At 41.9% G+C, this 26,554-nt stretch carries 27 protein-coding genes; 9 read left to right on the top strand and 18 right to left on the bottom strand.

The features are described from left to right. Positions 1-18: 18 nt before the first annotated feature. From FTV41_RS02045 to FTV41_RS02035, 3 genes are all read right to left on the bottom strand, one after another. A complete protein-coding gene (locus FTV41_RS02045) occupies positions 19-336 on the bottom strand; it encodes a hypothetical protein (RefSeq protein WP_104852389.1) in 318 nt (105 codons plus the stop codon). 140 nt (positions 337-476) lie between these two features. Continuing rightward, positions 477-1,259 (bottom strand): sulfite exporter TauE/SafE family protein, encoded by a 783-nt coding sequence (locus tag FTV41_RS02040; RefSeq protein ID WP_104852390.1) that lies wholly within the window; start codon positions 1,257-1,259, stop codon positions 477-479. 44 nt (positions 1,260-1,303) lie between these two features. Continuing rightward, entirely contained in the window at positions 1,304-1,987 is a 684-nt protein-coding gene (locus tag FTV41_RS02035) for an MBL fold metallo-hydrolase (protein ID WP_179989354.1), read from the bottom strand. A 193-nt stretch (positions 1,988-2,180) separates the two neighbouring features. On the opposite strand from FTV41_RS02035, the gene FTV41_RS02030 reads away from it, so the two are divergent. Next, a complete protein-coding gene (locus FTV41_RS02030; protein WP_179996023.1) occupies positions 2,181-3,518 on the top strand; it encodes a sigma-54-dependent Fis family transcriptional regulator in 1,338 nt (445 codons plus the stop codon). Here FTV41_RS02030 and FTV41_RS02025 read toward each other — a convergent pair. The 6 genes from FTV41_RS02025 to FTV41_RS02005 all read right to left on the bottom strand — a co-directional run bounded on the left by FTV41_RS02025 (position 3,513) and on the right by FTV41_RS02005 (position 8,425). After that, a complete protein-coding gene (locus FTV41_RS02025; RefSeq protein ID WP_096902277.1) occupies positions 3,513-4,346 on the bottom strand; it encodes an SDR family oxidoreductase in 834 nt (277 codons plus the stop codon). The genes FTV41_RS02030 and FTV41_RS02025 overlap by 6 nt on opposite strands. A gap of 40 nt (positions 4,347-4,386) precedes the next feature. Continuing rightward, positions 4,387-5,010: a TauD/TfdA family dioxygenase gene (locus tag FTV41_RS02020; RefSeq protein ID WP_257221896.1), complete on the bottom strand. Its 624-nt coding sequence runs from the start codon at positions 5,008-5,010 to the stop codon at positions 4,387-4,389. Beyond that, on the bottom strand, positions 4,970-5,239 hold the full coding sequence (locus FTV41_RS15175; protein WP_257221894.1) for a hypothetical protein: 270 nt from the start codon (positions 5,237-5,239) through the stop codon (positions 4,970-4,972). Before FTV41_RS15175 ends, FTV41_RS02020 begins: the two co-directional genes overlap by 41 nt. A 71-nt stretch (positions 5,240-5,310) precedes the next feature. Beyond that, complete coding sequence (locus FTV41_RS02015) at positions 5,311-6,882, bottom strand: AMP-binding protein (RefSeq protein WP_179993998.1); 1,572 nt, start codon at positions 6,880-6,882, stop codon at positions 5,311-5,313. 28 nt (positions 6,883-6,910) lie between these two features. Further along, positions 6,911-7,705, bottom strand: a complete 795-nt coding sequence (locus tag FTV41_RS02010; protein WP_167846200.1) for a thermostable hemolysin — start codon at positions 7,703-7,705, stop codon at positions 6,911-6,913. A gap of 222 nt (positions 7,706-7,927) precedes the next feature. After that, the gene (locus tag FTV41_RS02005; protein ID WP_096902274.1) at positions 7,928-8,425 is read right to left on the bottom strand and encodes a thioesterase family protein; all 498 of its coding nucleotides are present in this window, start codon (positions 8,423-8,425) and stop codon (positions 7,928-7,930) included. A 120-nt stretch (positions 8,426-8,545) separates the two neighbouring features. On the opposite strand from FTV41_RS02005, the gene hemB reads away from it, so the two are divergent. Continuing rightward, positions 8,546-9,559: a porphobilinogen synthase gene (gene hemB, locus FTV41_RS02000; RefSeq protein ID WP_004975342.1), complete on the top strand. Its 1,014-nt coding sequence runs from the start codon at positions 8,546-8,548 to the stop codon at positions 9,557-9,559. Positions 9,560-9,572: 13 nt separating this feature from the next. After that, a complete protein-coding gene (gene thiO / locus FTV41_RS01995; protein WP_179996022.1) occupies positions 9,573-10,691 on the top strand; it encodes a glycine oxidase ThiO in 1,119 nt (372 codons plus the stop codon). Positions 10,692-10,711: 20 nt separating this feature from the next. Here the strand turns inward: thiO and FTV41_RS01990 are convergent, their stop codons facing one another. Continuing rightward, on the bottom strand, positions 10,712-11,629 hold the full coding sequence (locus tag FTV41_RS01990) for a TIGR01777 family oxidoreductase (RefSeq protein ID WP_179996021.1): 918 nt from the start codon (positions 11,627-11,629) through the stop codon (positions 10,712-10,714). A gap of 136 nt (positions 11,630-11,765) precedes the next feature. Then, a complete protein-coding gene (locus FTV41_RS01985; RefSeq protein WP_004975337.1) occupies positions 11,766-12,212 on the bottom strand; it encodes an ABZJ_00895 family protein in 447 nt (148 codons plus the stop codon). A 481-nt stretch (positions 12,213-12,693) separates the two neighbouring features. On the opposite strand from FTV41_RS01985, the gene FTV41_RS01980 reads away from it, so the two are divergent. From FTV41_RS01980 to FTV41_RS01970, 3 genes are all read left to right on the top strand, one after another. After that, entirely contained in the window at positions 12,694-13,944 is a 1,251-nt protein-coding gene (locus tag FTV41_RS01980) for an exonuclease SbcCD subunit D C-terminal domain-containing protein (RefSeq protein ID WP_179993995.1), read from the top strand. Positions 13,945-13,953: 9 nt separating this feature from the next. Beyond that, positions 13,954-17,565 (top strand): AAA family ATPase, encoded by a 3,612-nt coding sequence (locus FTV41_RS01975; protein ID WP_179996020.1) that lies wholly within the window; start codon positions 13,954-13,956, stop codon positions 17,563-17,565. 139 nt (positions 17,566-17,704) lie between these two features. Continuing rightward, entirely contained in the window at positions 17,705-17,980 is a 276-nt protein-coding gene (locus FTV41_RS01970; protein ID WP_004975329.1) for a hypothetical protein, read from the top strand. A gap of 360 nt (positions 17,981-18,340) precedes the next feature. On the opposite strand, the gene FTV41_RS01965 is transcribed toward FTV41_RS01970, so the two are convergent. Next, positions 18,341-19,030 (bottom strand): YggS family pyridoxal phosphate-dependent enzyme, encoded by a 690-nt coding sequence (locus tag FTV41_RS01965; protein ID WP_179996019.1) that lies wholly within the window; start codon positions 19,028-19,030, stop codon positions 18,341-18,343. 124 nt (positions 19,031-19,154) lie between these two features. Here FTV41_RS01965 and FTV41_RS01960 point away from each other — a divergent pair, with 124 nt between their 5' ends. Next, complete coding sequence (locus tag FTV41_RS01960) at positions 19,155-20,192, top strand: type IV pilus twitching motility protein PilT (protein WP_004975327.1); 1,038 nt, start codon at positions 19,155-19,157, stop codon at positions 20,190-20,192. 21 nt (positions 20,193-20,213) lie between these two features. Then, a complete protein-coding gene (locus tag FTV41_RS01955) occupies positions 20,214-21,332 on the top strand; it encodes a PilT/PilU family type 4a pilus ATPase (protein WP_004975326.1) in 1,119 nt (372 codons plus the stop codon). 72 nt (positions 21,333-21,404) lie between these two features. On the opposite strand, the gene fur is transcribed toward FTV41_RS01955, so the two are convergent. Then, positions 21,405-21,842, bottom strand: coding sequence for a ferric iron uptake transcriptional regulator (fur, locus tag FTV41_RS01950; protein ID WP_004975325.1), 438 nt, complete (start codon positions 21,840-21,842; stop codon positions 21,405-21,407). Between the two features lie 118 nt (positions 21,843-21,960). Between fur and FTV41_RS01945 the strand changes: the two genes are divergently transcribed. Beyond that, positions 21,961-22,359, top strand: coding sequence for an outer membrane protein assembly factor BamE (locus FTV41_RS01945; RefSeq protein WP_179996018.1), 399 nt, complete (start codon positions 21,961-21,963; stop codon positions 22,357-22,359). Between the two features lie 56 nt (positions 22,360-22,415). Here the strand turns inward: FTV41_RS01945 and FTV41_RS01940 are convergent, their stop codons facing one another. The 5 genes from FTV41_RS01940 to FTV41_RS01920 all read right to left on the bottom strand — a co-directional run bounded on the left by FTV41_RS01940 (position 22,416) and on the right by FTV41_RS01920 (position 26,481). Continuing rightward, the gene (locus FTV41_RS01940) at positions 22,416-22,736 is read right to left on the bottom strand and encodes an RnfH family protein (RefSeq protein WP_136144088.1); all 321 of its coding nucleotides are present in this window, start codon (positions 22,734-22,736) and stop codon (positions 22,416-22,418) included. Continuing rightward, positions 22,733-23,818, bottom strand: a complete 1,086-nt coding sequence (locus FTV41_RS01935) for a hypothetical protein (RefSeq protein WP_179996017.1) — start codon at positions 23,816-23,818, stop codon at positions 22,733-22,735. Before FTV41_RS01935 ends, FTV41_RS01940 begins: the two co-directional genes overlap by 4 nt. 145 nt (positions 23,819-23,963) lie before the next feature. Beyond that, a complete protein-coding gene (locus FTV41_RS01930) occupies positions 23,964-24,419 on the bottom strand; it encodes a bacteriohemerythrin (RefSeq protein ID WP_154320417.1) in 456 nt (151 codons plus the stop codon). Between the two features lie 263 nt (positions 24,420-24,682). Then, entirely contained in the window at positions 24,683-25,531 is an 849-nt protein-coding gene (locus FTV41_RS01925; RefSeq protein ID WP_179996016.1) for a class II glutamine amidotransferase, read from the bottom strand. Positions 25,532-25,680: 149 nt separating this feature from the next. Further along, a complete protein-coding gene (locus FTV41_RS01920; protein WP_168710353.1) occupies positions 25,681-26,481 on the bottom strand; it encodes a GNAT family N-acetyltransferase in 801 nt (266 codons plus the stop codon). Positions 26,482-26,554 lie beyond the last annotated feature (73 nt).

The raw sequence follows: 26,554 nt of genomic DNA, 5'->3' as shown, positions 1-26,554 counted from the left end.
ATTCAGCCAACATTTTACTCAGTATTCATAGCCATTGTTGATAGACCATTGCTGCAATTTGCCATAATAGATTTCATCACTGAACAGCAGGTCTGCTTTAGAGGCAGCATTACTTTCTTCGGTTGGGCAGAAACCATCATCACAATCGGCATCGACAACCCAGCAACCACGCACAAATAATACTTTATTGCCTTCTTGCTCCAGTTGTTTCTGAACGCGATCAATCGCTTCATGTAAGTCATCTGCGCCTAAATATGCGGTCAAATACGCATAAGAGCCTGTTTCATCGGATGCTTTACGGAACTCTACACCCACACAAAATAAATGTTTTTTCATTCTTGGCTCCTTGTCATCTTATACAACTAAGCTAATCTTTAATTTGGTCTAGGTCTAGTGCTTTTTCTTACACTTAACAATACGTTACCTATTCACAATACTGCAGTTCAAAGTAAAAACCTAGTATCCAAATATCAGACTTAAGCCATAATCGCTGTATAAATGAGGTAGAACGCAACACCAATAACTGTCGTAGCAAATACCTTTTGTACAGTATTGCTATTCATGCGATGTACCAAAGTACGTCCAAGTAACATCCCGACAATACATGCCAGAACAAAGGTGATGGTGACTGCCATTGGGTACTGAAAGCCATCTAAAACGTGTGCTGAAATACTCACGCCACCAATCAGGAAAATAATCATCAAAGAGGTTGCGACGATACTGCGCATATCCAAATCGGTAAATTTACGCAATAACGGCACAATAATAAAACCACCGCCCACACCCAACAAACCCGTCAGCAAGCCTGCAATTACACCCACTCCACCAAGCAAAGACGCCGTTTTAACATTCCAAATTAAGCGTCCTGTGTTTTGGTTTACCTTACACGGTGGATTAGTTTGGTCGTTGACCTTATTAAAGAAAATACGATACGCCACAATAAACATGACCAGACTGAACGCCAGTGTTAACCACATGGGCGGCACAATACCTGCCAAATGCACCCCATAACGTGCAGATGGAATACTGATTAGGGCAATCCACAATGCAGCACGATAACGTACAATACGTTTGAACAAGCCTTCAACTGTGCCAACCAAAGCCGCCAAAGTGACTGCCAATAAACCGACAGGTGCAGCCTGCGCCACAGTCCAGCCCTGACTTGCCATAAGTGCAGGAACGGCAAGAATACCGCCCCCTGCCCCAGTTAAACCCAGCAAAGTACCAATCGCCAAGCCTTCTAGGATTAACATCCACATGCGTATTTCCCCCTATTCCATCACTATGTTGTGCTGTGCAAACATCACTTGCCACAAACTTTGTTGGCAGGCAAAGCCACATCAATATGTTTTGGATAAGGCAGGTTTAAATTCTGCATGAGGGTAATAAATTCCGCTTTGGTGCGCCCTTGTCCTAAACGCGAGTTATTGCGTTTTTCCTGCCCAACGGTAGAAGACACACGCCCTTTGTAGTCATGCCCTGGGTACACCAAAGTGTCATCAGGTAAGCTAAAAATTTGTAGATGAATGCTGTCATATAAAGTCGCTGGGTTGCCTTCCTGAAAGTCAGTACGACCACAACCATCAATTAACAACGCATCGCCAGTGAATACCATGCCATTGACCACATAGCTGGTACAGGCGTTGGTATGACCCGGGGTATAACGTGCTTCAATCAATAATTCACCCGCACGAATGGCGCTGCCATCGGTAATGAAAATATCGCCACACACCACACCTGAATTACGATGTAATACAGTTTTACAACCAAAACGTGTTCTGAGTTCGTTGGCAGCAGTAATATGGTCAGCGTGTACGTGCGTATCTAAGCTATACACCAATTGCAAATCATGCTGTTCTAGAAAAGCAGCATATTGCTCAACCTCTGAAATTACAGGGTCAATCAGCACCGCTTCACGGGTTTGTTCAGATGCCAATAAGTAAGTATAGGTCGAGCTGTCAGCTTCAAAAAATTGATGAAAGATCATGAGATAGATACTGAGTTTTATATTTTGTTATTCTTAATTTTGCAAATATAGTGCCAACTTAATCTCTTTTAAATATATTAATAAAATACAATATATTAAGAGATATTGTTTAATTTAGATCATCCTCCATGTTTCACATCTGTTGCATTTTATGTTTCAATTGAATCACCAATGAAACAAAAGATGAAACATTATGAATGCGATACATGACTTTGAACAACAAGCCAGTCTTGAAAGCTTTTTGTTTCATTTACAACAACTTTGTCCAGACAGTTTGCTCTATGTTTATGACGACATTGCTCAAACATGGATTTATGAATATGCACAAGACGCTTCTGTTTCTGCAGCTACGGGTAAAACATTAAAAACCCAATTGTTGAAATTAAAACTACAATCACAATCAGCATCACAACCACAGACAGGTCTGCTACAACTCCCGAATAGTGCTAAGGCATGGCACTACCACAGCCTGAATATTCGTGTCCATACAGCCGATTTCACAGGATGTTTATTCTTTCTGCAGCCTAGCGTTGCAACAGTGTCATCACAAACACTCACCCCATCTGCCCAAGCACAAAATAGTTTGGCGGAGTTTTTCCATAGTGATTCGCCACAAATGCAGCATATGTATTCCATTATTGAACGGGTAGCGATTACTGAGTTTCCTGTTTTGGTGCGTGGTGAATCTGGTAGTGGTAAAGAGTTGGTGGCGCAAGCAGTACATGCACGCAGCCAACGGCATGCACAAGTCTTTATTGCGATTAACTGCGCGGCTTTAAATGCCAATATTTTAGAAAGTGAATTGTTTGGGCATGTGAAAGGTGCATTTACAGGGGCAATTCGTGAGCATAAAGGTGTGTTTGAACGTGCTGCAGGTGGTACTTTATTTTTAGATGAAATTGCAGAAATTCCACTGGAACTGCAAGCCAAATTATTGCGAGTATTAGAAACGGGCGAATTCACCCCTTTGGGCGGTGAAAAAGCGATTAAATCGAATGTCAGAATTATTACCGCAACCCATCGCGCTTTACGTGAAGAAGCGCGTTTAGGCAGATTTCGCCAAGATTTACTTTATCGTTTACGGGTGATTCCAATTTTTGTGCCACCACTACGTGAACGTAAACAAGATATCCCTAAAATTGCAGCATTTATTTTGCAACAACAAGCCCAGTTTCAGGTCACGCCACATTTGACCGAGCAAGCACTGAAGGTATTAATCAATTACGACTGGCCGGGCAACGTGCGTGAATTAAAGAATACCTTGCTGTATGCATTGACCATGTCAGCAGGTAAAACGGAAATTGATCAACACGATTTACCCGATGAAATTGTGCATGCTAGTTTGAAACTCGCCACAGCTACCCCAACGCCACAACCTATTGAGCTGCCCATCAAAACCAACAATAAAGTAGATAAAGACACACTGCAGGATTTACTGGAAAAATATCAGGGGCAAACTGAATTGGTGGCACAAGCCTTGGGCATTAGCCGAACCACCTTATGGCGTTATCGAAAAAAATATCATTTATGAGGCGGAAGTTTGCTGAATAAAGGACGCTTTGCTTTGATCTGCATATTCATAAATGGTGTCTAAATCTTTTTGAATGGCAGCTGCGACTCGGCTAGGCATCAACTGATTCAGTTTGACAAAGACTTTTTCAGGATAACCGACCTGATAGGATTGACGGTCTGTTTGTAAAAATTGATACAGTTCTTGTGCCACAAATTCAGGTGAATCCACTTTTGTACCCATTTTGATATTCATTTCAATCACATCGGGATTGTTCATACTGGTATTGGTCGCGCGTGGGGAGAAATATCTAAAACGAATGGCAGTCTGACAATACTCTCGCGCCAACGCTTCAGTTGCACCACGCAAGGCAAACTTACTGGCGCAATAACTCACATAGCCAGGATAGCCGATGCTGCCAAAAGTCGAGCCAATATTGATGATCTGACTCGGCTGACTGTCCGACATATATGGAATCACATCCTGAATCAGTTGCAGCGGATAAGCCACATTGACCAACATCATTTGCTCAATGGTATCCTGTGATTGCTGCGCAAACAGACGAAAATCATTCATGCCTGCATTGTTAATATAGTAATGAATCGGCTGTTTTAATGCGGCAAGTGCCTGAATAAAATCATGACGACTGCTGGCATCAATTAAATCACAACGCAGACTGTGTAATTGCAACTGAGGATACTGCTGCGCCAGACTTTGCTCTAGTTGTTGCAAGGTGTCTTGCTTACGCCCAACCAAAATTAAGTTTAAGCCTTTTTCAGCAAAATGATGCGCAATCGCATGACCAATCCCGCCTGTTGCCCCGAAAATCACCGCAGTTAAATTTGACATAAAAGATACTCTCAATTTTAAGATATTCGATACAACTCAATTATAAAAATGCAGGATTCAGTCCCAAGCCCATACAAATATAGAGTTTACGATCTTCTAATGGCACCAATATTTCACGTCTGCCATGCATAAAGCGCTTGTTATCAATGAGCACCACATCACCATCTTGCCAGTCAATTTCTGAGGTTTCACGCTCGCATCGCTCTGCCAACTCTTCCAATAATTCCGCTTGGATTTCGCTGCCATCGGCAAAGTAAAAACGCGGCTTTTCGTAATTATAAGAAGGCCCCAACAAGGTGTTGGCAAAGGCAGGCACAGCTTTTAAATTGTCATGGCGAATCATCGGCATGCTTAAATCGTACTGTACGCCTTCATCATGCGCAGGGCGAATCCGTTGTCTAGGAATCATCGCAATAAAATGAGCGAGTTCCCGCTGCCCGACCTGTGCAGCATCGGCAATATTGAGTGCAGTTGCCACATACTTTTGCCACATTACTTTAGGTAAGTAACGGCTGATGGTCATCGGTTCAGCAAATTTCTGTTTCAGTGTATCAGGCAGTTTTTTCCATACCTCATGTCCATCACATAAGGTGGTCTGCGAACCACGCGAAGCACTTTTTTCACTAAAAAAAAATAATATCAGGCGGCATTGGGGTTGAACCATTTTCTATATGCAGTCCCATTGCCTGCGTACCTGCATCTACTTTTTGCGATTGTCGGGTCACATTTTCACGTGCAGGGTCATAGGTCAGCTTTTGGCAAATATTGCTCATCAGCCCACTAAACGCATTCACATCATAATGTTCATTTCTAAGTAAAACCCAACCGTGTTCCACCAAACGATCTTTAATTTGTTGTGGGGAATGTTTGAATTGCTGTTGTGCAATATTCATGTGATTTCTCTCTATCTCTATTGATGACTGACAGGTATGTCTATCTGTGAAACATCTCCAAGATCAGCCATTTAATACGTTGTAGGATGTGCCAAAGCTGTCTGATACTGTTGCTGAATGACTGCTCTACGCAATTTTCCGTTATCGGTTAACATCTGATTATTTAAAGAAAAAGGTTGTTCAGCACGGCACCAGTGTTTAATTTGGGCATAATCAGGCATACGGGTATTGGCACGATAAATCGCGGCTGCCAATTGCGCATCTGAACGATGTTCCTCGGCATAAATCACTGCAGATAATGACGGCTGCGCTTCACCAAACACGGCAATCTGTTGAATTTCAGGCTCACTCAAACTGTTCGATTCAACCCATTCTGGTGAAATATTGCGCCCAAAACTGCTGACAATAATTTGCTTGATACGCCCCGTGATATATAAATAGCCATCTTCATCAAAATAACCTGCATCGCCTGTGTGAATATCGGCTGATACCGCATCCTGCTCACGCCCAAGTTCATGCATATATCCCAACATGGCATTGCCCTTGACCACCACTTCTTGATTGGCAGCAATTTCGACTTGAACATGCGGCAATACGCGGCCAACACTGCCAATTCTGCGAGCTTCAGGCAGGTTTAAACTCACGACCGATGCACATTCAGACAGACCATAACCTTCATAAACAGGTAAATTGAATTGCTGACACTGCTTGAGTAAATCTGCAGACACCTTGCCACCACCCACGGCAATAAACTTCAAAGTGCGCAAGCCCAAATCGCCGTGTTGATGGATATATTCCACAATCGCTTTGAGCATTTGCGGCAATAAAATCACGCTTTCAATATGATATTGCTGCACGGCATCGACAAAGCGTGAAACATCAAACTCATGGTTGGACAGCAAACCAAACTGACTGACTTCAGCCACCACCACTGCACGCCCCATGTGAAAAGGCACATACACGCCTGCGATATTTTCAAGCAATGTTGCAAATGGAATTAGACACAAATGCCGCCCAAGCTGGCTGCTTTGCAATGCCTGACTTAAAGAGTACGTAATTGAATTAATGGTGGCTTCTGCCAAACACACACCTTTGGGAGTACCCGTACTGCCCGAGGTATAAGTAATTTTTGTAGGCTGCTCAGCAGAATTTGGGGATAAATGCGGTTGTGCTGTTTCAACGCTTAGACGAAACAACTGCCCTTGATATAAATCTGATGGTGGCAAAACCTGTGCCTGAACTGCATCAATCATCTCCAACAAAGCTTCTGGAATAGCAGTATTTCCAATAGCCGAGTTAACATTGGACGGAGTATCGCTTTGTGCAGTATCCGTCAAAATACACAGCAACTCCGCTTGGCTGTCTTGCAGTAAATGTTGCACTTGTGCAGCAGTAAAAAATAAAGGCACAGGAATGACTGTCATTGCAGCTTTACGTGCGGCTAAATCGACCACAATCCAATCGGCCTGATTCACACCCCACAACGCCAAACGCTGTACTTGATAAGTTGCCAATTCTGCACTGAGCAACTCAATCCGTTGTTGTAATGTGGCATAACTCAGTGTGGTTTGTGCCGTCACAATTGCTTCACGCTCAGGGTCTGTTTGGGCATAGTGATTCAGGTTTTCAAACAACTCATTCATCTTTCAATTTCCGCCTTTCTGCATAACCTTAGGCATAAAAACAATATTGCTGTTGCGTGACCGCCAACGCTGCTGCAACGTCAATCGCCAGTACATAAGGCTTCTGTTGGTAATAACTGCCCCATTGATGCTGTGCATCGCCCAAGGCTTCGGGGTTGGCTTTTTCTAGTACCTGAAAATGCAAACCCATTTGCTGTAACACATAGCGCACTGCTGCTGTTCCTGTGCAAACTGCCCACGACACATTGTTCTGCGATAAGTGAAAGACCAAAAAAGCCACCATCAATTTGGCTTTGCTCATGTCTTGCGCTGCCAAGTTGCCAATTTCAACAATCTGCGCGCGCGTTACAGGCACTTGGCTCAATTGGGTTAAAATGGTTTCAATGGGTGCACCTAAATACTGTTCCAAAAAGGCTTGGTTTGCGCCCAATGGTTGCATGCCAATCACCACTTGCATGTCGTGGTTTACATAGCCTGCAAACAAGGTGTCTGAAAAAGTATTTATGGATGCCTGATGGACTTTTTGGTATTTATCTCGAATAAAATGCTCTAATGCCAAGCGTTGTTTGCTAGCATCTTGGGTCACAGTTGTCACATTTAAATGTTGTGCTGTTGTGTGTGCTTGAATCACCGAGGCATAGCTGTGTAATACATCTAAATGTGGCTGTTCTAGGTTCAACTGTTTTGGGTTCGTTTGTGGTTTATACGGCTGCGCTACAGATGCATACCCGTTGAATTGTTTTTTATTTTTTTGCTGATGAAAATTCGCATCCAGAAAATGCGTTTGACTGGATGATTGAGCATCAAAATTAAATTTGATCATGTGCATCACATTGGATAGAAAATAACTCAATGCTCAAGATAGAAATCTAAACTTAAAGAAAACTTAAGTCGCTACAAACTGTCACAATTCAAAAAACTCTTCATGCACACAAAAAAAGGAGATGATCACTCAACTCCTTATATGTTTAAAACAATAAACTAATCAAAAATAAACAGTCATCCAATTATGCAAAACACAATTGTTCGCGCCCTACCTTAGATTTTAATAGGCATAAGACGCAATTGCCGTTGCAATTGGTTTATCTTCATCATTGACCATCGTCATACGCATGGTGCAGCCTTTACGCCCTAAACGCAAAGTTTCCGCACGGGCAATAAAATACTTGCCGCGTCCCGGTGCTAAATAATCCACTCGCATATCTACGGTAGCCAAACGAGTGACTTTTTTAATGGTATCGGGCAAATCGTCAGGTTCTGTCCGTTTATATAACTCCCCCATTGCCACAATACCGCCCACACTGTCCAAAATGGTTGCAGCAACACCACCATGTAAAATTTGGAAAGCCACGTTGCCCACCATATACGGTTGCATCTCAATATAGGCTTCAATTTGACCATCTACCACACGCATGCTCATGCCATTGTGTTGAAAAAATGGCGATCCATTAAATGCATTGACCAATTGTCTTAGCACGACATCAATATCGACTTTCGCGCCTAAATGTATATTCCCAGTCCAATTTTTCTCTGCATTACTCATAACGTGCCCAAAAGTCCAAACAACTCAATTTACCAACAATAAAAACAGCCAATGTATGCCCAAATGAAATTTAAGGGGCTACAATAGTCGTCTAGTTTAATACTGATCAGTGAGATTTTTATGACCTATACGTTCAATCGCCCTGCATTTCCTGCCACTCGTATGCGTCGTATCCGTAAAAATGATCAATTACGCGCCATGGTTCGCGAAACTCACTTAACCACAGATCACTTGATTTATCCTGTATTTGTTTTACCGGGACAAAATCAAACCCAAGATATTCCAAGCATGCCGAATATTCAGCGTTTATCGGCAGACTTATTACTCAAAAAAGCCGAGCGTTTAATGCAGTTGGGTGTGTCTAAACTGGCATTGTTTCCAGTCACACCACAAGAAGACAAAAGCCTGACCGCAGAAGCAGCATGGCGTGAAGATGGCTTGGTGCAAAACACACTACGCCTGCTGAAAAAAGAATTGCCAGAGATGGTACTTATTACCGATGGCGCACTCGACCCGTACACCACTCATGGTCAAGATGGCATTATTGATGACACAGGCTATGTCCTGAATGATGAAACGGTTGAATGTCTAATTAAACAGGCGTTAAGCCATGCCGAAGCGGGTGCAGATGTGGTTGCGCCAAGTGACATGATGGATGGCCGTATTGGTGCGATTCGTCAGGCGTTGGAAAGCAACGGGCATATCTATACCTCTATCATGGCTTATTCAGCCAAATATGCCTCTAGCTTTTACGGTCCTTTCCGTGATGCAGTCGGTTCTGCCAGCAACCTAAAAGGCGGCAACAAATACAATTATCAAATGGATATTGGCAACCGTGCCGAAGCCTTGCATGAAATTGCACTGGATATTCAAGAAGGTGCAGACATGGTGATTGTAAAACCAGGCATGCCTTATTTAGACATTGTACGTGAAGTGAAAGATAACTTTGGTGTGCCAACCTTTGTCTATCAAGTGAGTGGTGAATACGCCATGCTTGCTGCCGCGATTCAAAATGGCTGGTTGTCGGACAGTGTGATTATTGAATCGCTAATGAGTTGCCGCCGTGCAGGTGCAGATGGTATTTGGACATATTTTGCCGAAGAAGCAGCACTCAAACTTAAAGATATGGCATAAACAGGCGACTTTCATGCACATCGCAATCATTGGTGCAGGCATCAGCGGTTTGTTGTCTGCACTCGAACTGGTAGAGCAGGGCTGCTCTATCAGTATTTTTGATCAACAACAAGCAGCACAAGCGGCATCATGGGCAGGTGGTGGAATTCTTTCTCCCATGTATCCGTGGCGTTATCCTCAAGCGGTCAATGACTTAGCCCAATTTGCCAAACCGCAGTACCAAGCATGGAATGAAAAACTCAAACCTATTACAGGCATTGATTTTGAAATCCATGAAACAGGCATGTTGATTTTTGATGAAGATGATTTTGAGATTGGTATAAATTATGCCGAACGTCATCATGAACCGATGCAGCAAGCTGAATGTCTGAATCGGGAACAGCTCGAACAAATTAACCCGCATATCCCCCCCAAATTTAAACAAGCCCTGTATTTCTCACAACTTGCCAATGTGCGCAATCCGCGTTTATTACAATCGCTCACGCAATATTTGAAACAACATCCGCGCGTGCGATTTTTTGAACACTGCCCAATTCAGCAATTTCAGATCACTGAAGATCGTATTCAAGCCATTCAATCTGCCGATGGTCGCTTGCATCGTGCAGATCATATCGTGCTTGCGACAGGTGCATGGTCACAGCACTGGGCGGCACAACTGGGTTTAGAGATTCCTGTACAGCCTGTACAAGGGCAAATTGTGTTATTTAAAACCCCTGCACAATGGTTGCCAAGCATGTGCATGAACAAGGTGATGTACTTGATTCCACGTCAAGATGGGCATGTGCTATGCGGTTCCAGTATGCGTCACGTTGGTTTTGACACCACACCAAACCCGCAAACCCAACAAGATATTTTAACGGCTTGTTTTGAAATGGTGCCTGAATTGGCACAGTTCCCCATTGTGAAACAATGGGCTGGTTTACGTCCAGGCTCGCCTACAGGTGTGCCGTATATCGGCAAAGTGCCAAGCCTAAATAATGTATGGATGAATTTCGGACACTTCCGTAATGGCTTATGTATGGGCACTGCTTCAGCGCAGTTATTAAGACAGCTCATGCTTGGGCAAGAAACGATTGTTGATCCTGCCGCTTATGATCCAAAGCAGTTACAGCCCACCTCAATCTGTGCATAACACTCAGCATCATCCTCTGTTTAAGTAGAGGATGATGCACCCAGACAAGCCGCTAGCGCCTGTTCAAGTTTTGGATATTGAAAGCAATAGCCTGCTTGTTCTAACGCTTGTGGTTTAACATATTGCCCATTCAGCACCAATTGCGATTGCTCGCCCAATAACCAACGCAAGACAAAAGCAGGTAACACCAAAAATGGACGACGTTTTAAAAGCCGAGCTGCGGTTTCGGCAAAGTCTTGCTGACTGGTTTTTTCAGGTGCAACCACATTCAAAATTTTGGCGTCTACAGGTTGCATCATTAACCAGTGAATGGCCTGTAAAACATCTTGTATATGCACCCATGCAACAGGCTGCCGTCCATGCCCAATCCGCCCGACGGCATTTAAACGAATTGGTAATAACATTTGCGGTAAAATGCCGCCACCGCGTCCAAACACCACACCCAAACGCATAATTTTAGTATTTTGCTGGCTAAAGCTTAAAGCAGCTTGTTCCCATTGCTGACACAGTTGCGACATAAAAATATCTTGTGCTGTACTGTGCTCGGTACACAATGTAGACCATTGTTCCTGCGGGTCAATTCCGTAATACCCCACAGCCGAGCCTGAAATAATACACTTGGGGAAAATACGGCGCTTTTCAAGATATTGATATAAGTACAGTGTGGTCTGAACTCGACTATCGAGCAATTTTTGTTTGCGTTCTGCTGTCCATCTGCCCTGTCCAATACTTTCTCCCGCCAAATTAATCACATAATCAATTTGGTCGGTGTCGAGTTCATCTAACTGCTGAATCCAGCGTAATTGTGGATGTTTGGATACTCGATTGGGCTGTCGGGTTAGCCCCACCACCCGATAATCCTGTTGCAATAAAAATGGCAACAATTGTAAACCAATAAAACCACTTGCCCCTGTTACCAGTACCAAAGGTTTATGCATCTTCCAATCTCAGCATGATGAAAAATATAGTTTTAGCTATACGAGATTTAGACTGAATGTTCAAGTCTGAGCAAATCATCATCACATAACTGATCATGTATATTTGAAGAAAATCAGATATTAACAACTTCTTTTATCAGCCAAACATTTTAACTGCCATACGCTGTGCCTGTTTACCATAAAACCAATAGGTCAGCAGATACAATGGAATTGCGATCAACAAGAACATGATCACCACCACACTCATAAATTGTGGCTGTTGCAAATACTGTAAAAAATCTTGCCAAATGCTTGGGTTTTGGCGAGAAAATATCGCCAAACCTAATAATAAAAACGCCAAGTTATAGCCCCAAAAAATCAGGCTAAATCCTAAAGTAAATGTCTTGCGTTCCTTGTCATTCGGCGCACGGCGTTGTTGTTTTAAAAACTTATACAGCACTAAAATCATGGCAACCAAATAAGGCACCGCAGTTAAAATCCCGCCTACACCCGCAGGTAATAATGCAGCCAATACGCCACAAATACAGGTCATCACAAAGCAATACAAGAAAAACCAGATAAAATAACGGCTTAGCGATACCATAAAGATGACTCAGACAAAAGATTCAGCCTAGTATAAAAAAAATTGATTTTTTTTTCATGAAATTGTCAACCGAATACAAAAGCCTGACGTTATATAGGCTACAAGGTCACAACAACCGTTAATGTGTATGGCATCCACAATATTTTCGGTGACCTGACTAAAGCAATAAATCTCATACAGTCATGCTTTGAACAGCAGCCAAAGCTTTACTGTATCGCAAGTTTTTCTTTGACCGACGATTTCATCATCACTCGAATCGTCGGTCTTTATTTTTTAAGGTCTTTTTTTAGCCTTTCTAACATCAGTATTTTAACTCTCTATATTTTTCTATACAGATCACGACAGATTTTACTTTCCCTTCTCTTTAAAATCTCTGCGACCTAAATTGTCGCTTTAAAAGCAGAAAACTGGTTTTTTGCCGCAGTGTTGCGCTCAGTTATGTTAAGTTATCCCATAATTCAACATCAAGATTGGAACACGCATGGCTGTTCATTTTTTACATACGTCTGATTGGCATTTGGGGCAATTTTTCCATCACCATGAACGTGAATATGAACATACTGAATTTTTAAATTGGCTCTTAACTCAAATTAAAAGCAAACAGCCGAATGCCCTGCTCATAGCAGGCGATATTTTTGATGTGGTCAATCCTGCTTCGAGCGCTCAGAAACAGCTCTATCAGTTCCTTACCGATGCGCATGCGCTTGCTCCACACATGCAAACCCTAATGATTGCAGGCAATCATGACTCTGGCTATCGCATTGAGCAAGTGGAACCTTTTTTAGATCGTTTCAACGCCAAAGCTGTGGGCGTAATTGGCAAAACAGCCGAGCAAAAATTAGATTTAGATAAACTCCTAGTGCCTATTTATGACACTGCGCAAAATATTGTGGCATGGTGTCTAACACTGCCCTATTTACGCAGTGCAGAAATTACAGGTTTAAATGAACATAGCAGTGACAATCAATCTGCGGTTGCTTACTTACATCAACAACTGATTGCAGAAGCCAAAGCTCGTAAACAGCCAAATCAAGCCCTGATTTTAATGTCACATGCACACATGCAAGGTGGCGAAACTTCCGACTCAGAACGCCCCATTGTAGTGGGGAATGAAGAAGCCTTATCGACTGCGCTGTTTGATGAAGTGATTGACTATGTCGCACTCGGACACTTACACAAACCGCAACAGGTCGGACAGCCACACATTCGCTATAGCGGCTCACCCATCCCTTTATCATTTAGCGAGCTGAATTATAAACACCAAGTCCTTGAAGTTAGGATTGATCCATTACAGGCTGATGCACAGCGTTTCCAATATAAAAGCTTGCTTATTCCACGTACGGTAGAGCTGCTTCGGATTCGCTGTGAACTTTCTGAATTAATCACCGAACTGAATAAATTGCCAAAAGATGAAATTGCAGAAGTTTGCGCACGGCATTTTTTAGAAATTGAATATATCAGCGATGCCCCGCCACCCATTGATTTACGCCAACAAATTGAACAAGCACTGCCTGCCAACCGCTATCGTTTACTGCGCATTGCACGACGCTTTCAAAACTGTGAAAACTCGAACGTGCAACAATCAAAAATTGATTTAGAGCCGCCTACGCCTGAAAAATTATTTTTAGATTTATGGGAAAAAATGGGCTATCAACCTGACCCAGAAGTGAGCCAAGATTTTTTACAGCTTTTGGCCGAAGCCCAACAAGAACTTGATCAGAATAAAGCTTAAGGATTTGCCATGAAAATTTTACGTTTAAGTTTAAATAATTTGGCATCTTTGGCAGGCACGCATGTCATCAATTTTGAAGATGAGCCACTGGCACAGGCAGGTTTAATTGCAATTACGGGCAAAACTGGTGCAGGCAAATCGACTTTGCTGGATGCCATGTGTTTGGCACTTTATGACGAAATTCCACGTTTGAAAGGTGCAACAGGCAGCCTGACCGATACCGCAGGCAAAGAAATTTCCTTAAAAGATTCTAAACATATTTTACGTCGTGGTACGACTTCTGGCTTTGCAGAACTTGAATTTATCGCGCTCGATCAAAAACGCTATTCGGCACGTTGGCAAATTCGCCGTGCGCACAATAAAGTGGATGGGAACTTAAAAGTTGAACGTGCCATCACCTGCTTAGATGAACAACGGGTTTTAAATCAAAAAATTTCTGAAGCTACGCCGATTGTAGAACAACTGATTGGTCTTAGTTTTGAGCAATTCACACGCGCAGTATTATTGGCACAATCGGAAGTTGGGGCATTTTTAAAAGCCAAAGACCATGAACGGGCAGATTTACTTGAATATTTAACCAATTCGCAAATTTTTACCGAAGTCAGTAAACGTGCAGCCGTTAAATTTAGTGAAATTAAACAAAAGCGAACAGATCTTGAAAATGTCATGGGGCATGTGGTGCTCCTCAGCGATGAAACACTAAAAGACTTAGAAACCCAACAACATGACCTAAGTCAACAATTAGCTTTGCTGACCCAAACCGAAAAACTGTATGAAAATGATGTGAAATGGCACAAAGATTGCCATGAACTCTATGCCAGCACCCAAGCTAAAAAAGAAATATATGATGTTCAAGTCGATGCCGATCTTAAACTCGCCTCTCAAAAACAATTGCTCAAACATTTAGATGAATTTCAAACCATCCGCGAGCAATTTGTCTTGCGTCAGCAAGCAGATACCGAGCTAAAAAATCTGAATCAGCAGCTTTTGGAATTTGAACCAAACTTGCAACAAGCGGAATACGCACAACAGCAAGCGATTAGTCAGCAACAGCAAGCGGAAAAAGACCTTCAGGCATGGCAGCAGCATGTTGAACAATTGAAACCACAACTTGAAATTGCGGCACAGTTACAACATGAAATTTCTAGCAAACTTCAACAATATACCGCTTTGGATGCTGCACAAAAATTATTTGCAGAGCAGCAAATTCAGCCTGTGCAAAATAATTTGAAGCAACTGACGACTCAACTTGCAACCGAGCAACAACAACAGCAACATTTACAACAGCAATTCAAACAGACTGCGGCATGGGCAAATTTTGATGATAATTTAGCCCTTACGTTGCAACGTCTGCAAGATTATTTGCAGCTTGAACAGCAGCTACGTCAGCAAAACCCTACGCTGTTCCAATCTGCATTAGATACTTTAATTGAGCAACAACAACATACACAGCAACAACTGTTGGTTTGGGAAAAACAATATCAACATCCTGAACAACTTGAGCAGCAACTCACGGCAGAGCAACAGCAATTACAACATGCTTTAAAGAGCGTGCATGTTTTAGAGCGCTTGCAACAGGCACTTGAACAATGGCAACAACAGACCACCCTATTTGAGCAGTTACAACAGCGTCAGCAAGAAACTTTAAGTCTGCAACAGCAGACACAGACTCAAATTCAAACCCAACAGCAGCAAGTGCAAATTACTGAACAAGCCTTGCAACAATTACAGCAGATTTTTGAACAGCAGCGTTTATTGCAGCATCAAAGTGTGCAGGATTTACGTGCCCAATTAAAACCGAATGAAGCTTGTATGGTCTGCGGCAGCCATGAACATCCGTTTATTCAGCATGAAAATTTACTCAGTGACGCTTTAAACCAATTGCAGGATCAGCAATTGCAGCAGGCCAAAACTGAATTTGAGCATGCGCAAAAACAGCTACAACAATTGGAGCGTGCTCGCAGTCAATACGATGCAACTTATCATCAACAACAACAACGCAGTCTTGAACTGCAACAGCAACTTGAACAACAACAGACATTGGTGCAACAGCTTGCAACATCCTTATCTTTAGATTTGGATGCAGCGCTGCCTGTTGCAAAGCAAATTGAACACGTACAGCAACATTGGGCAACAACACATCAATCCACTCAACACTTGCAGCAGAGTATTCAACAAGCAAACGATACCCTGAAACAATGGCGCAATGCTGCACAGCAGGCAGAACAACTCAAATATGCTATTCAACAACGCCAAGACCTCGCTCAGCGTTTACAGCCTATTTTGTCGCTTTTAGATGCAGAACAAAGACACGCTTGGCTCAATCAACCGATTGAATACTATCAAAATGCCTTACAACAGTTAGAGCAACGTCATCACTTGCAGCAGCAGCAAGTTCAACTGAGCAAAACGATTGAACAACTGACTCAACAACAGCAGCAAGTGCAAGAAAAGTTGCTATTTTTACAACAGCAACATGCAGAGAAAACCCTACAACTGCAGCAGATTAAAACTGCAGGAAGTGAGCTGCGTGATCAAATTAAGCAGCTTACAAGAACTCATGCGGGATGTGAATATCAGACCTATCAAGAATGGCAGCAGGCTTTAGATCAGCAACAACAGCAACTCAATCTTGCACTTAGCACACAACGAACTGTACTTAATCAAGCAGAACAGGTGTTAAAAGACTTACAACTGCAAAAACATGGTTTGGATAGTAGAATTCAACAGCGCATGCAGCAACACACTGAATGTCAGCAACACATTGCAACGTGGCAAGCGACACACACGCATTTTCAAGCCAGCATCATTGATAAATGTTTACAGATTTCTTATGCCGAACATCAGCAAATACGCAACATGCTGCAGCAACAACAAAACAGTTTGGAGAGTGCTAAAACGGCTTGGCAAACATTGGAAGAGCAATATCAAAAACACTTAAAGCAACAGCCACAACTGAGTTTTGACGAGGTCACCACGCAACTGGCAGCGCTGCAAACAGACAAAGCCAAACAACAGCAAAACTATAATGAGATTGAGGCACAGCTACGCCTGAATAGCACCAATCAAGGGATTTTTGCTACCTATCAAACTCAAATTGAAAATATCAAAGCTGAAGAATATCGTTGGGGACGTATTTACGATTTAATTGGGCATAAAGAAGGGACAAAATTTAAGAAAATTGCCCAAGAACATCACTTGGATATTTTGGTGGAATACGCCAATCAGCAATTGCTGCCACTGAGTTCGCGTTATCAGTTGCATCGTATTCCTGACAGTTTGGGGTTGGCGATTATTGATTTAGATATGAACAGTGAAATTCGCCCTGTTCTGTCTTTATCGGGTGGCGAAACCTTTTTGGTTTCTTTAGCTTTGGCACTGGCAATTGCCAATATGGCATCTGGCTCAATGAAACTGGAATCGCTATTTATTGATGAAGGCTTTGGCACTCTCGACCCGACTTCCTTGCACATGGTGATGAATGCCTTAGACCATCTGCAAAGTCAGGGACGTAAAGTGGTGCTGATTTCGCATATTCAGGAAATGCACGAACGAATTCCTGTGCAAATTCAAGTCAAACCAGTGGGTGCAGGGGCAAGTGAAGTCAATGTGGTGGGTTAAAGCCAATACTGCCTAAAATCTGAAGATTATTTGTCGATTGAAGAATTATTGAGATGACTGTGAGATTTCAGATTTTAGGCTTCCATGAAGTTGTATTGAATTTATTTTAAAATCACCCACACTTTAAGTACTTAATTTTATGGATATAAAAACGATTATTCTCTTTGCTGTATTGCCCAGTTTAAGTATTATTTTTCTCACATGGTTAATACGTTTCCCTAAACCTTGGGTTTTTAAAGCGGTTTTAATTTTTGAAATCATTCTCACCGTCTGCACTTTAGTCATTGAGTTGGATGCAAGAAAAACACCTGGAAATAGCGGTTGGACCATCATTTTCACAGGCTTCTTTCAGTTCTGTTTTTTGCTATTTTTACTGATTGCCCGTATTCGAATCTGGATAGAAAATAAATCTTGAATGTCTACTTCACCTATTTACTGGACGGGAGTGGCGCTTTCTAAAAATAGTGAAGGTTATTAAAAATAATCTACACAAGCCAAAACTTTGACAGCTTTACAGCATACATAACTAAAAAAGCCTCGACATCCTGTCGAGGCTTTCTAGATTCAGTTTTTGGTATAACTCCTGTCGTACCAAGCACTTCCGTGTTGTTCTATTTCTTATTCTTCTTATTTAGGAAACTCCCTGTTTCCCGATAAGTTCATATTAAGAAAATCCAACCTTCAGCACTAGCCGCAAAATTCCGCATTTCATATCAGCCAAAACGTACAAGATAATGTTTGCAAAATCTTGGCAGATTCTTTGTTCATCTAGCAATTAAGCCTTGGAATAGTCACGTGCGCCAAACAATGCTGTACCAATCCGTACCATAGTTGAACCTGCTGCAATTGCGGCATTTAAATCGCCCGACATCCCCATACTCAAAGTATCCCAATCTTCAGGTTTTGCATGTTGTGCTTTCACTGCATCAAACAATTGTTTGGCATCTTGAAAAGCTTGAGGATGATCAGGTGCAGGAATCACCATCAAACCGCGTAGTTTTAAATGCGGTAATTGGCTGATCTGTCGGACTAATTCTGCAACTTCGCTCGGCTGACAACCATCCTTCGTGTCTTGCGCATCAATATTTACTTGTAAACAAATATTCAGGGGCACTTGTTGAGCATCGCGCTGATTCGATAAACGCTCGGCAATAATCAAACGATCTACCCCATGCACCCATGCAAATTTTTCTGCCAAATGTTTGGTTTTATTGCGCTGCACATGCCCAATAAAGTGCCATTCAATTTCTAAATCACTCAGGGCCTGCATTTTATCCAAAGCTTCTTGCAAATAATTTTCGCCAAAAGCGCGCTGCCCTGTCGCATACATTTCACGCAAGGCTTCACTCGGATGAGTCTTAGACACTGCCAACAATTGCACCGTATTTGGCTCGCGCTGTGCCAACTGGCATGCCTGTTGAATTTGTTGCAAAACCTGAGTGCGCATAAGCTGCAGATTATTCATTGATGCATTTCTCATTTCATTCATCTTTTTTTACCTTGTCCAGCAACTAACAGTTGGTTAAGCTGATGGAAAGCCGTATTATTCTATCAAAATAATTAAGATTTAATTGATCTCGGGGACTTTCATGGATATTACAGAATTATTGGCGTTCTCCGCTAAAAACGGCGCTTCGGATTTACACTTATCTGCGGGCATGCCACCACTGATTCGTGTGGATGGTGAAATTCGTCGAATTAACTTACCAGCATTAGAACATAAAGAAGTACACAAATTAGTGTACGACATTATGAATGATAAACAACGTCGTGATTATGAAGAAAATCTAGAAACGGACTTTTCTTTTGAAGTCCCAGGCGTGGCTCGTTTCCGTGTGAACGCATTTAACCAAAACCGTGGTGCAGGTGCAGTATTCCGTACCATTCCTTCTAAAGTTTTGACCCTTGAAGATTTAGGCATGGGACAAATCTTTAAAGATATTTGTGAATATCCACGTGGTTTGGTATTGGTGACAGGCCCAACGGGTTCAGGTAAATCAACCACACTTGCCGCGATGATTGACTTTATTAATGACAATCGCTACGACCATATTCTGACCGTCGAAGACCCAATCGAATTTGTACACCAATCTAAAAAATGTTTGGTTAACCAACGAGAAGTACACCGTGATACGCATGGCTTTAACGAAGCATTACGTTCGGCACTGCGTGAAGACCCTGACATTATTCTAGTTGGTGAGATGCGTGACTTAGAAACCATTCGTTTGGCACTGACTGCTGCTGAAACGGGTCACTTGGTATTTGGTACGCTACACACCACCTCTGCAGCAAAAACCATTGACCGTGTGATTGACGTATTCCCTGCCGAAGAAAAAGACATGGTACGTGCCATGTTGTCTGAATCTTTACAAGCCGTCATTTCACAATCCCTGCTCAAGAAAAATGGTGGTGGTCGTGTAGCTGCGCATGAAATCATGATTGGTATTCCTGCAGTGCGTAACCTGATTCGTGAAAACAAAGTAGCTCAAATGTACTCGGCAATTCAGACTGGTGCCAACTACGGTATGACCACCCTTGACCAGAGTTTGAAAAACTTGGTATCGCGCGGTGTGATTAGCCCACAAACGGCTCGTACGGTTGCAAAACAGCCTGAATCATTCTTATAAGTTTAAAATTCGAGATACGCGATGGACTTTAATGATTTACTGAATTTAATGATTCAGCAAAAAGCGTCTGACTTGTTTATTACAGCCGATGTTGAACCTTCCATGAAAATTCATGGACAAATTGTGCCTGTAGCCAAAAGTAAACTTACAGGTGAAATTGTCGGTCAGCTGCTTAACTCAATTATGAGTGAAAAACAGCGAAAGGAATTTGCCGAAACCCGTGAATGTAACTTTGCGATTACCAACCGTGAAAAAACAGCACGTTTCCGTGTCAGCGCATTCCAACAACGTGATGAGCCGGGCATGGTACTCCGTCGGATTGAAACCAAAATCCCGACCATGGATGACTTGAAACTGCCACCTATTCTCAAAGATTTGGCGATGACCAAACGTGGCATCATCATTTTTGTAGGTGCGACTGGTACAGGTAAATCGACTTCTTTGGCGTCTATTATTGGTTACCGCAACCAAAACTCCAAAGGTCATATCATTACCATTGAAGACCCGATTGAATTTGTGCATGAACATGCGGGCTGTATTATTACCCAACGTGAAGTCGGGATTGATACCGACTCCTTTGAAATCGCCTTAAAAAATACTTTGCGTCAAGCGCCTGATGTAATTCTGATTGGTGAGATTCGTTCCCGCGAAACCATGGATTATGCAATTGCCTTTGCCGAAACAGGTCACTTGGTATTTGCCACCCTACACGCCAACAACGCTAACCAAGCAATTGACCGTATTATTCACTTCTTTGAAGCAGACCGTCATAACCAGTTGTTCATGGATTTGTCGCTAAACCTGAAAGCAATTGTGGCACAGCAGTTAATTCCAACCATTGATGGCAACTCACGTCGTGCTGCGATTGAAATTTTAATTAACTCACCACTGATTGCAGATTTAATCCGTAAAGGTGATGTGCACGAAATTAAAGACCTGATGAAGCGTTCACGTGAGTTGGGTATGCAAACCTTTGACCAAGCGTTATACGATCTTTATAAAGCCAAACAAATTAGCTACAAAGATGCACTTAAACACGCCGACTCGCCAAACGATTTGCGTCTACAAATCAAATTATCAGAAGAAGGTGGCGAGCGTTTGTTACATGCAACCTCGAATATTACCTTCGATGGGCAATAACTTCGCAACAATGCTTAAACACAAACAAAATAGGCTTCCATACGGAAGCCTATTTTTTATACCTACAGCAAATTATTTCTTGCGCAACGCTTCACGACATTCTGGCGCATCACAATAACCATATAAATTCAGCGAGTGCCCTGTGAGCTCAAAACCAAATTTCTCTGCCACATCATGCTGTTCTTTTTCAATAGTATCATTAATAAATTCAACCACTTTGCTACAGTTCAAGCAAACTAAGTGGTCGTGGTGATCTTCCTGCATGATTTCAAACACAGAATGATTGTTCTCAAAATTATGACGCTCAATAATGCCTGCAGCTTCAAACTGTGTTAACACACGATACACAGTTGCTAAACCCACATCTTCACCCTGATCGAGTAAAGTTTTGTAGATATCTTCTGCACTTAAATGATGTTGTTTTGAATTTTCTAATAATTCTAAGATTTTAATTCGTGGAAGGGTAACTTTAAGTCCAGCTTTGCGTAATTCTTGATTTGAAATAGGCATGAAAAAAGGTCTCTCAACAAAATTAAAGTTGGAATATGCAACAAAGTTAAGATGCAGTATGATCTAACACTGGATCAAGATCAAATGCATCATAATTAATTTGGGATAGTGTAGCAAAATGCAAAAAATCATGTTGACGTTATTGGTCACTTCACTGCTCGCAGGCTGTTCGACCTTGGGCGTTTATAAAGTCGATATTCCACAGGGTACACCTTTAACCCAAGCTCAAGCGTCTAAAGTCCAAGTCGGTATGAGTCATCAACAAGTCCGCTTTTTGCTGGGCAGTCCTACCATCGCCGACCCGATGAATCCATTACGTTGGGACTACATTTACAACTATATCCCAGGAACTTATGCTAAAAAAGCCAAGATCCCTGCCGCGCATGGTCAGCATTTGAAAATCTTTTTCAATCAACATGGTATTGTAGAAAAAGTTGAAGGATTGGAAACGATTCCAGAATCTCAACCAGGCCTACCGGGATCGAAAGAAGCGATTCTCAACGCGCCACCACTATAGCCGCTTTAGAATAAAAAGAAACCCCTCACTGAAATTCATCTGAGGGGTTTTTAAAATCATTGCAATTGTTTCAAGCGATTGCTTTTGGCATAACGCCCTACAGGGTTCTTTGCGGCACGTTTACGACGAATATCTTTCGGGTTAATGGTCAAAGCACGATAAATCTCAACCCTATCACCTGCTTGTAATACATGCTGCGGCTCAACCCGTACACCAAAAATACCCAGCATCAACGGTTCAGGTAAAGTCGTTGCTGTCACAAGTCCACTCTGCTGAATTGCATCCAGTACAGTCATGCCCTGCTGAAATGCGACAGCCACATGCCATTGTTGTTCGGGTGTGGCATACGCCACCCAAACCTGCGCCATTTGACTCATGCGATCCACTGTCCAATTAACGCCACCATCGCCACTACGATAGATACAGGTAACACCACACGTACCGCAATACGCCAAATGTTATAAAAGGCTTCACTGCTAAAGTTCATGGCTTTACGCAAATGGCTGATTTTCATAATCCAGCCTGCAAAAATTGCGTAAATCAAACAAATAACTAAGCCCCAAAGCAATAAGGCAAAATTAAATACAGGACCAATGGCAGGAATTGCCCAAACCAAAGTTGCTGCAATCAATACAATCCACTGAATCGCAACCGCCATTTGACGTTGTGCCAATTGTTCACGTGCCAATTGCAATAGAACCGCTGCTGCTGCAACAGTTGCCACCACCAAAGCCAACGCTGGAATTTGTGCTTGCACGGCAAAGAATGCAAAAGCAACGACTGCCAATAGCTGTGCAATCCAAATTGGCAATACCGTTGAGGTTGCTGCAGATTGTTGCTGTACTTGCGGCAAACTGGTTTGCCAGTACAAGCCCATGCCTAAACCACTGGCCACCAAAGCCAAAACGGTTGCACTGCCCCATTCGCTAAACTCAATTGAGGTGACTTGCCATGCAGGGAGTTCTGAACCCATCACCATCGATAAAACCAAAGCCGCCACAACAGCAACAGCGGTACATAGCAATAAAATTTGACGCGGCACTAATGACAATGCCAGTGCGAAAATAGCCACAATCACAAACAAGACATGACTAGCCAAGTCTGCAGCGGCATATTGATTTAAAATTTGCGCAGCATTAGACAACAAACCGCCTGCTAAAAATGGAATGAACACCACTGCAAGCCAGCCCACCAAACGCCATTTTTGAGAAGCATCGGCATCACGGGTTAAACTTAAAAGTGCTTGTAATGCTGTCGTTTTTGAGCGTTTGGCTAAGGCAATTTCCAAATAAGTAATCGGTAATGCCAAAATCAGCATGGTTGCTAACCACAACAACCAAAAGTCGAGCTGACGCTCAACCTGAATACCTGTCATTGGTGCGAGTGTGGCAATAATAATGAATGATAAACCAAATGCCATCAGCGGCGATAACCATCGTGACATAGCATTGTCCTGCATGACGCTGTCCTAATAAAAATCTACGGCTATTTTGCCTTTGTCATCAAGGAAAAGCAAAACCTCAAAAAAGAAAAAGCAAACTATCGTTAGATAGCTTGCTGCGCAAATTTATAATTTTTATTCTTTCATTTTTATGGCTTCAGACTTATGAGAAGAAACGAGCGAACCAGCCTTTACCTTTCTTCTTCTCATTTTCCTTAATAATACCCATCATATTCTCTTTCACTGCACCGACATAATCGGCGTCATCGTGTTGAATATGATTAATTAACCATTTTGATAAAACTTCATGCAATTCGCCTTCAATGGATTGTCCCATTTCAAAACGATCACGATAAAACTCAATTTTTTTAATGAATAAATCATGTACACGTTTATGTGGTACGCGGTATTTATAACCCGCTTCTTCTTGTAATGATTCTTCAAACGTAAAATGCGACTGGGTGTAATCAATAATATTATCTAAAATCTGCTTTACACGTGCTCGATCTGTACCATCGCTAATTTCAACAATTTCATTAATATAATCGAGGATACGTTTATGCTGATCGTCAATCACATCGATACCAGTGTTGTATTCTGGAACCCATTTCATCTTCATACGACCACCTTACAGAAATAAATGATTAATCACATTGCGGAATGGTAGCCGTATTTCCCATAAATAAAAATGAAGCGAATTGGTAGGGATTGGTTTAAATCGCACAAAAACAACACAAGACATTGATTTAAATAAATTTTAACAAAAATACCCGACTAAAAGAATCAATTATTAATTAACCAATTTATACATTTTCATTCTTGATTTAATTGAATTATACAATAATAAAATGAATATTTTTCAACCACACATACCCGTATAAATTAGTATTGATCCGCTTTGGTGATCCGTCTTAATTCAGGATTTAAACGCTCACATTCCAAACGCGCAATATGTGTCATTTGGGTTTTAATTGGGCGTCCATGTTGAAATAAAATCATTTCACCTGGCTGAAATGCTGTCCATGTTTCATTTTGAGTCAAGGGTTCAGTGGTAATCACTGCCACACAATCCTCTGCTGTGGTGACTTGGCTAAAATCAACCTCAACATCTAAATCAATTAATTGTGCAGGCTGAAATGGATAAGCACGCACCAACCAATGTAATTTGGTCACCGCATAACTAAATAATGCCTGACCATTGGACAAACAAAAATTAAAAGTGCCATGTTCTGCAATTTTAGGAGAAATTTCGGCTAACAAGTCAAAAATTTGCGTCAGGCTCGGTTCATCATAACCAAAATGATTTACCAATTGATCTAACAAATAACAAAATGCACGTTCACTGTCGGTATTGCCCACAGGGGTAAAACGACCTGATAAACGTGGATGAAAGTCATGTAAATCACCATTATGGGCAAAAATCCACTGGCGTCCCCACAACTCACGACTAAACGGATGTGAATTTTCTAAATTAATTTTGCCTTGTGTCGCTTTACGAATATGGGCAATCACATTACGCGATTTGATGGGATAGTTACGGATCAATTCTGCAATGGGTGACTCCACTGCAGACTGGTTATCGACAAATAAACGGCAAGCTTTATCTTCAAAAAAAGCAATGCCAAAGCCATCAGAATGATCTGAGGTGATTCCTGCGCGCTGCGAAAATCCCCGAAATGAAAAGGTAATATCGGTAGGTGTCGCACAATTCATTCCAAGCAACTGACACATAAGGCCTTATCTTTATACAAATAATGAAATTATCTGATTATTGTGCATCAGCCATGTGGATAATTCAAATCTGAAAAATATAAATAGATTTCTACAGTACCACTTCATAGATATGCAGTGCTGTAGAAATCTCTGCTTAATTATTCTAGTTAAGATGCTTTCACTTTCTTTTGGCGAATAAAATGTTTCGCCATTTGTTTCACATCTAACAAAACAAAATAATCTAGACAGTTAAACTCACGGTCATAAAATGCTTGCTCAGACAGCTTAGCATTCATTTTCAGATAAACATCAAACAGTTTAGGTATTCGTTCATCTTGGCTAAAGCTATGACTTGGACAACTTGGCTCAAACGGCTGCTGTGACTGAATATCGCAGCGTTGATTTTCTGCCAATTGTTGAATCGCTTGATGGGTATGATACGCGCGTGCTTCATTACCTTCCAAACGAATACTGACACAGCCAATCATGTGTTTGGCACGCATTTCCCATAACACTTTAGGCACTAAATTCAGCCATAAAATAGAGAGTGTTTTGCCTGAACGATAACGTGGATGCACACAAGTACGCCCCATTTCGACAATATTCGAGAGATGCCCTAACTCATCTATAATTTTAAACTCGTGCGCACTATAACTGTTGGCTAGCTCATGCCCTTGCCAAAGTTTTAAACGAGTATAAGCAACAATTTCACCCGTAGATTTATCTCTGAGTACGGCGTGTTCACAGCCAAAATCGTACAAGTCCTGATCTAAAGCCGATTCAAATTCAATGCCAAATTGCTTGGAAAATTGCTGTGCACGAAAGCGCTGTACTTCTTGTAGTTGCTTTAAATTTTCAACCCATTCAAACGCATATTGCGTAGCTTTGCTGTTTTTTTTCTGTGCTTTACCCACTTTAACCATAGGAAAGCTAAACTGCTGACGATACTGATTTAATTTTTGTAGCATCATAGATACCTCATGTTTTCTCCTACACTAGGACAGCAGCATGACACTATGATGACCGCGATTTTAGCGACTA

The organism is Acinetobacter sp. YH16051, from assembly GCF_013417135.1.
GTDB classification, from domain to species: Bacteria; Pseudomonadota; Gammaproteobacteria; order Pseudomonadales; family Moraxellaceae; genus Acinetobacter; species Acinetobacter towneri.
Note: the sequence above shows the minus strand (reverse complement) of the source record. Positions and strands in the feature narration are given on the sequence as shown.

Bases quoted from the DNA above. Each gene is read 5' to 3' on its own strand.
- FTV41_RS01965 (WP_179996019.1), bottom strand. From the start codon at position 19,030: ATGAATAATCTGCAGCTTATGCGCACTCAGGTTTTGCAACAAATTCAA.
- FTV41_RS01945 (WP_179996018.1), top strand. From the start codon at position 21,961: ATGCAAAAAATCATGTTGACGTTATTGGTCACTTCACTGCTCGCAGGC.
- FTV41_RS02005 (WP_096902274.1), bottom strand. From the start codon at position 8,425: ATGAGTAATGCAGAGAAAAATTGGACTGGGAATATACATTTAGGCGCG.
- FTV41_RS01925 (WP_179996016.1), bottom strand. From the start codon at position 25,531: ATGTGTCAGTTGCTTGGAATGAATTGTGCGACACCTACCGATATTACC.
- FTV41_RS02010 (WP_167846200.1), bottom strand. From the start codon at position 7,705: ATGATCAAATTTAATTTTGATGCTCAATCATCCAGTCAAACGCATTTT.
- FTV41_RS01940 (WP_136144088.1), bottom strand. From the start codon at position 22,736: ATGAGTCAAATGGCGCAGGTTTGGGTGGCGTATGCCACACCCGAACAA.
- FTV41_RS01920 (WP_168710353.1), bottom strand. From the start codon at position 26,481: ATGCTACAAAAATTAAATCAGTATCGTCAGCAGTTTAGCTTTCCTATG.
- thiO (WP_179996022.1), top strand. From the start codon at position 9,573: ATGCACATCGCAATCATTGGTGCAGGCATCAGCGGTTTGTTGTCTGCA.
- fur (WP_004975325.1), bottom strand. From the start codon at position 21,842: ATGCCTATTTCAAATCAAGAATTACGCAAAGCTGGACTTAAAGTTACC.
- FTV41_RS02020 (WP_257221896.1), bottom strand. From the start codon at position 5,010: ATGGTTCAACCCCAATGCCGCCTGATATTATTTTTTTTTAGTGAAAAA.
- FTV41_RS02045 (WP_104852389.1), bottom strand. From the start codon at position 336: ATGAAAAAACATTTATTTTGTGTGGGTGTAGAGTTCCGTAAAGCATCC.
- FTV41_RS01990 (WP_179996021.1), bottom strand. From the start codon at position 11,629: ATGCATAAACCTTTGGTACTGGTAACAGGGGCAAGTGGTTTTATTGGT.
- FTV41_RS15175 (WP_257221894.1), bottom strand. From the start codon at position 5,239: ATGAATATTGCACAACAGCAATTCAAACATTCCCCACAACAAATTAAA.
- hemB (WP_004975342.1), top strand. From the start codon at position 8,546: ATGACCTATACGTTCAATCGCCCTGCATTTCCTGCCACTCGTATGCGT.
- FTV41_RS01980 (WP_179993995.1), top strand. From the start codon at position 12,694: ATGGCTGTTCATTTTTTACATACGTCTGATTGGCATTTGGGGCAATTT.
- FTV41_RS01930 (WP_154320417.1), bottom strand. From the start codon at position 24,419: ATGAAGATGAAATGGGTTCCAGAATACAACACTGGTATCGATGTGATT.
- FTV41_RS02035 (WP_179989354.1), bottom strand. From the start codon at position 1,987: ATGATCTTTCATCAATTTTTTGAAGCTGACAGCTCGACCTATACTTAC.
- FTV41_RS02030 (WP_179996023.1), top strand. From the start codon at position 2,181: ATGAATGCGATACATGACTTTGAACAACAAGCCAGTCTTGAAAGCTTT.
- FTV41_RS01935 (WP_179996017.1), bottom strand. From the start codon at position 23,818: ATGCAGGACAATGCTATGTCACGATGGTTATCGCCGCTGATGGCATTT.
- FTV41_RS01960 (WP_004975327.1), top strand. From the start codon at position 19,155: ATGGATATTACAGAATTATTGGCGTTCTCCGCTAAAAACGGCGCTTCG.
- FTV41_RS01955 (WP_004975326.1), top strand. From the start codon at position 20,214: ATGGACTTTAATGATTTACTGAATTTAATGATTCAGCAAAAAGCGTCT.
- FTV41_RS01975 (WP_179996020.1), top strand. From the start codon at position 13,954: ATGAAAATTTTACGTTTAAGTTTAAATAATTTGGCATCTTTGGCAGGC.
- FTV41_RS01985 (WP_004975337.1), bottom strand. From the start codon at position 12,212: ATGGTATCGCTAAGCCGTTATTTTATCTGGTTTTTCTTGTATTGCTTT.
- FTV41_RS01970 (WP_004975329.1), top strand. From the start codon at position 17,705: ATGGATATAAAAACGATTATTCTCTTTGCTGTATTGCCCAGTTTAAGT.
- FTV41_RS02025 (WP_096902277.1), bottom strand. From the start codon at position 4,346: ATGTCAAATTTAACTGCGGTGATTTTCGGGGCAACAGGCGGGATTGGT.
- FTV41_RS02015 (WP_179993998.1), bottom strand. From the start codon at position 6,882: ATGAATGAGTTGTTTGAAAACCTGAATCACTATGCCCAAACAGACCCT.
- FTV41_RS02040 (WP_104852390.1), bottom strand. From the start codon at position 1,259: ATGTGGATGTTAATCCTAGAAGGCTTGGCGATTGGTACTTTGCTGGGT.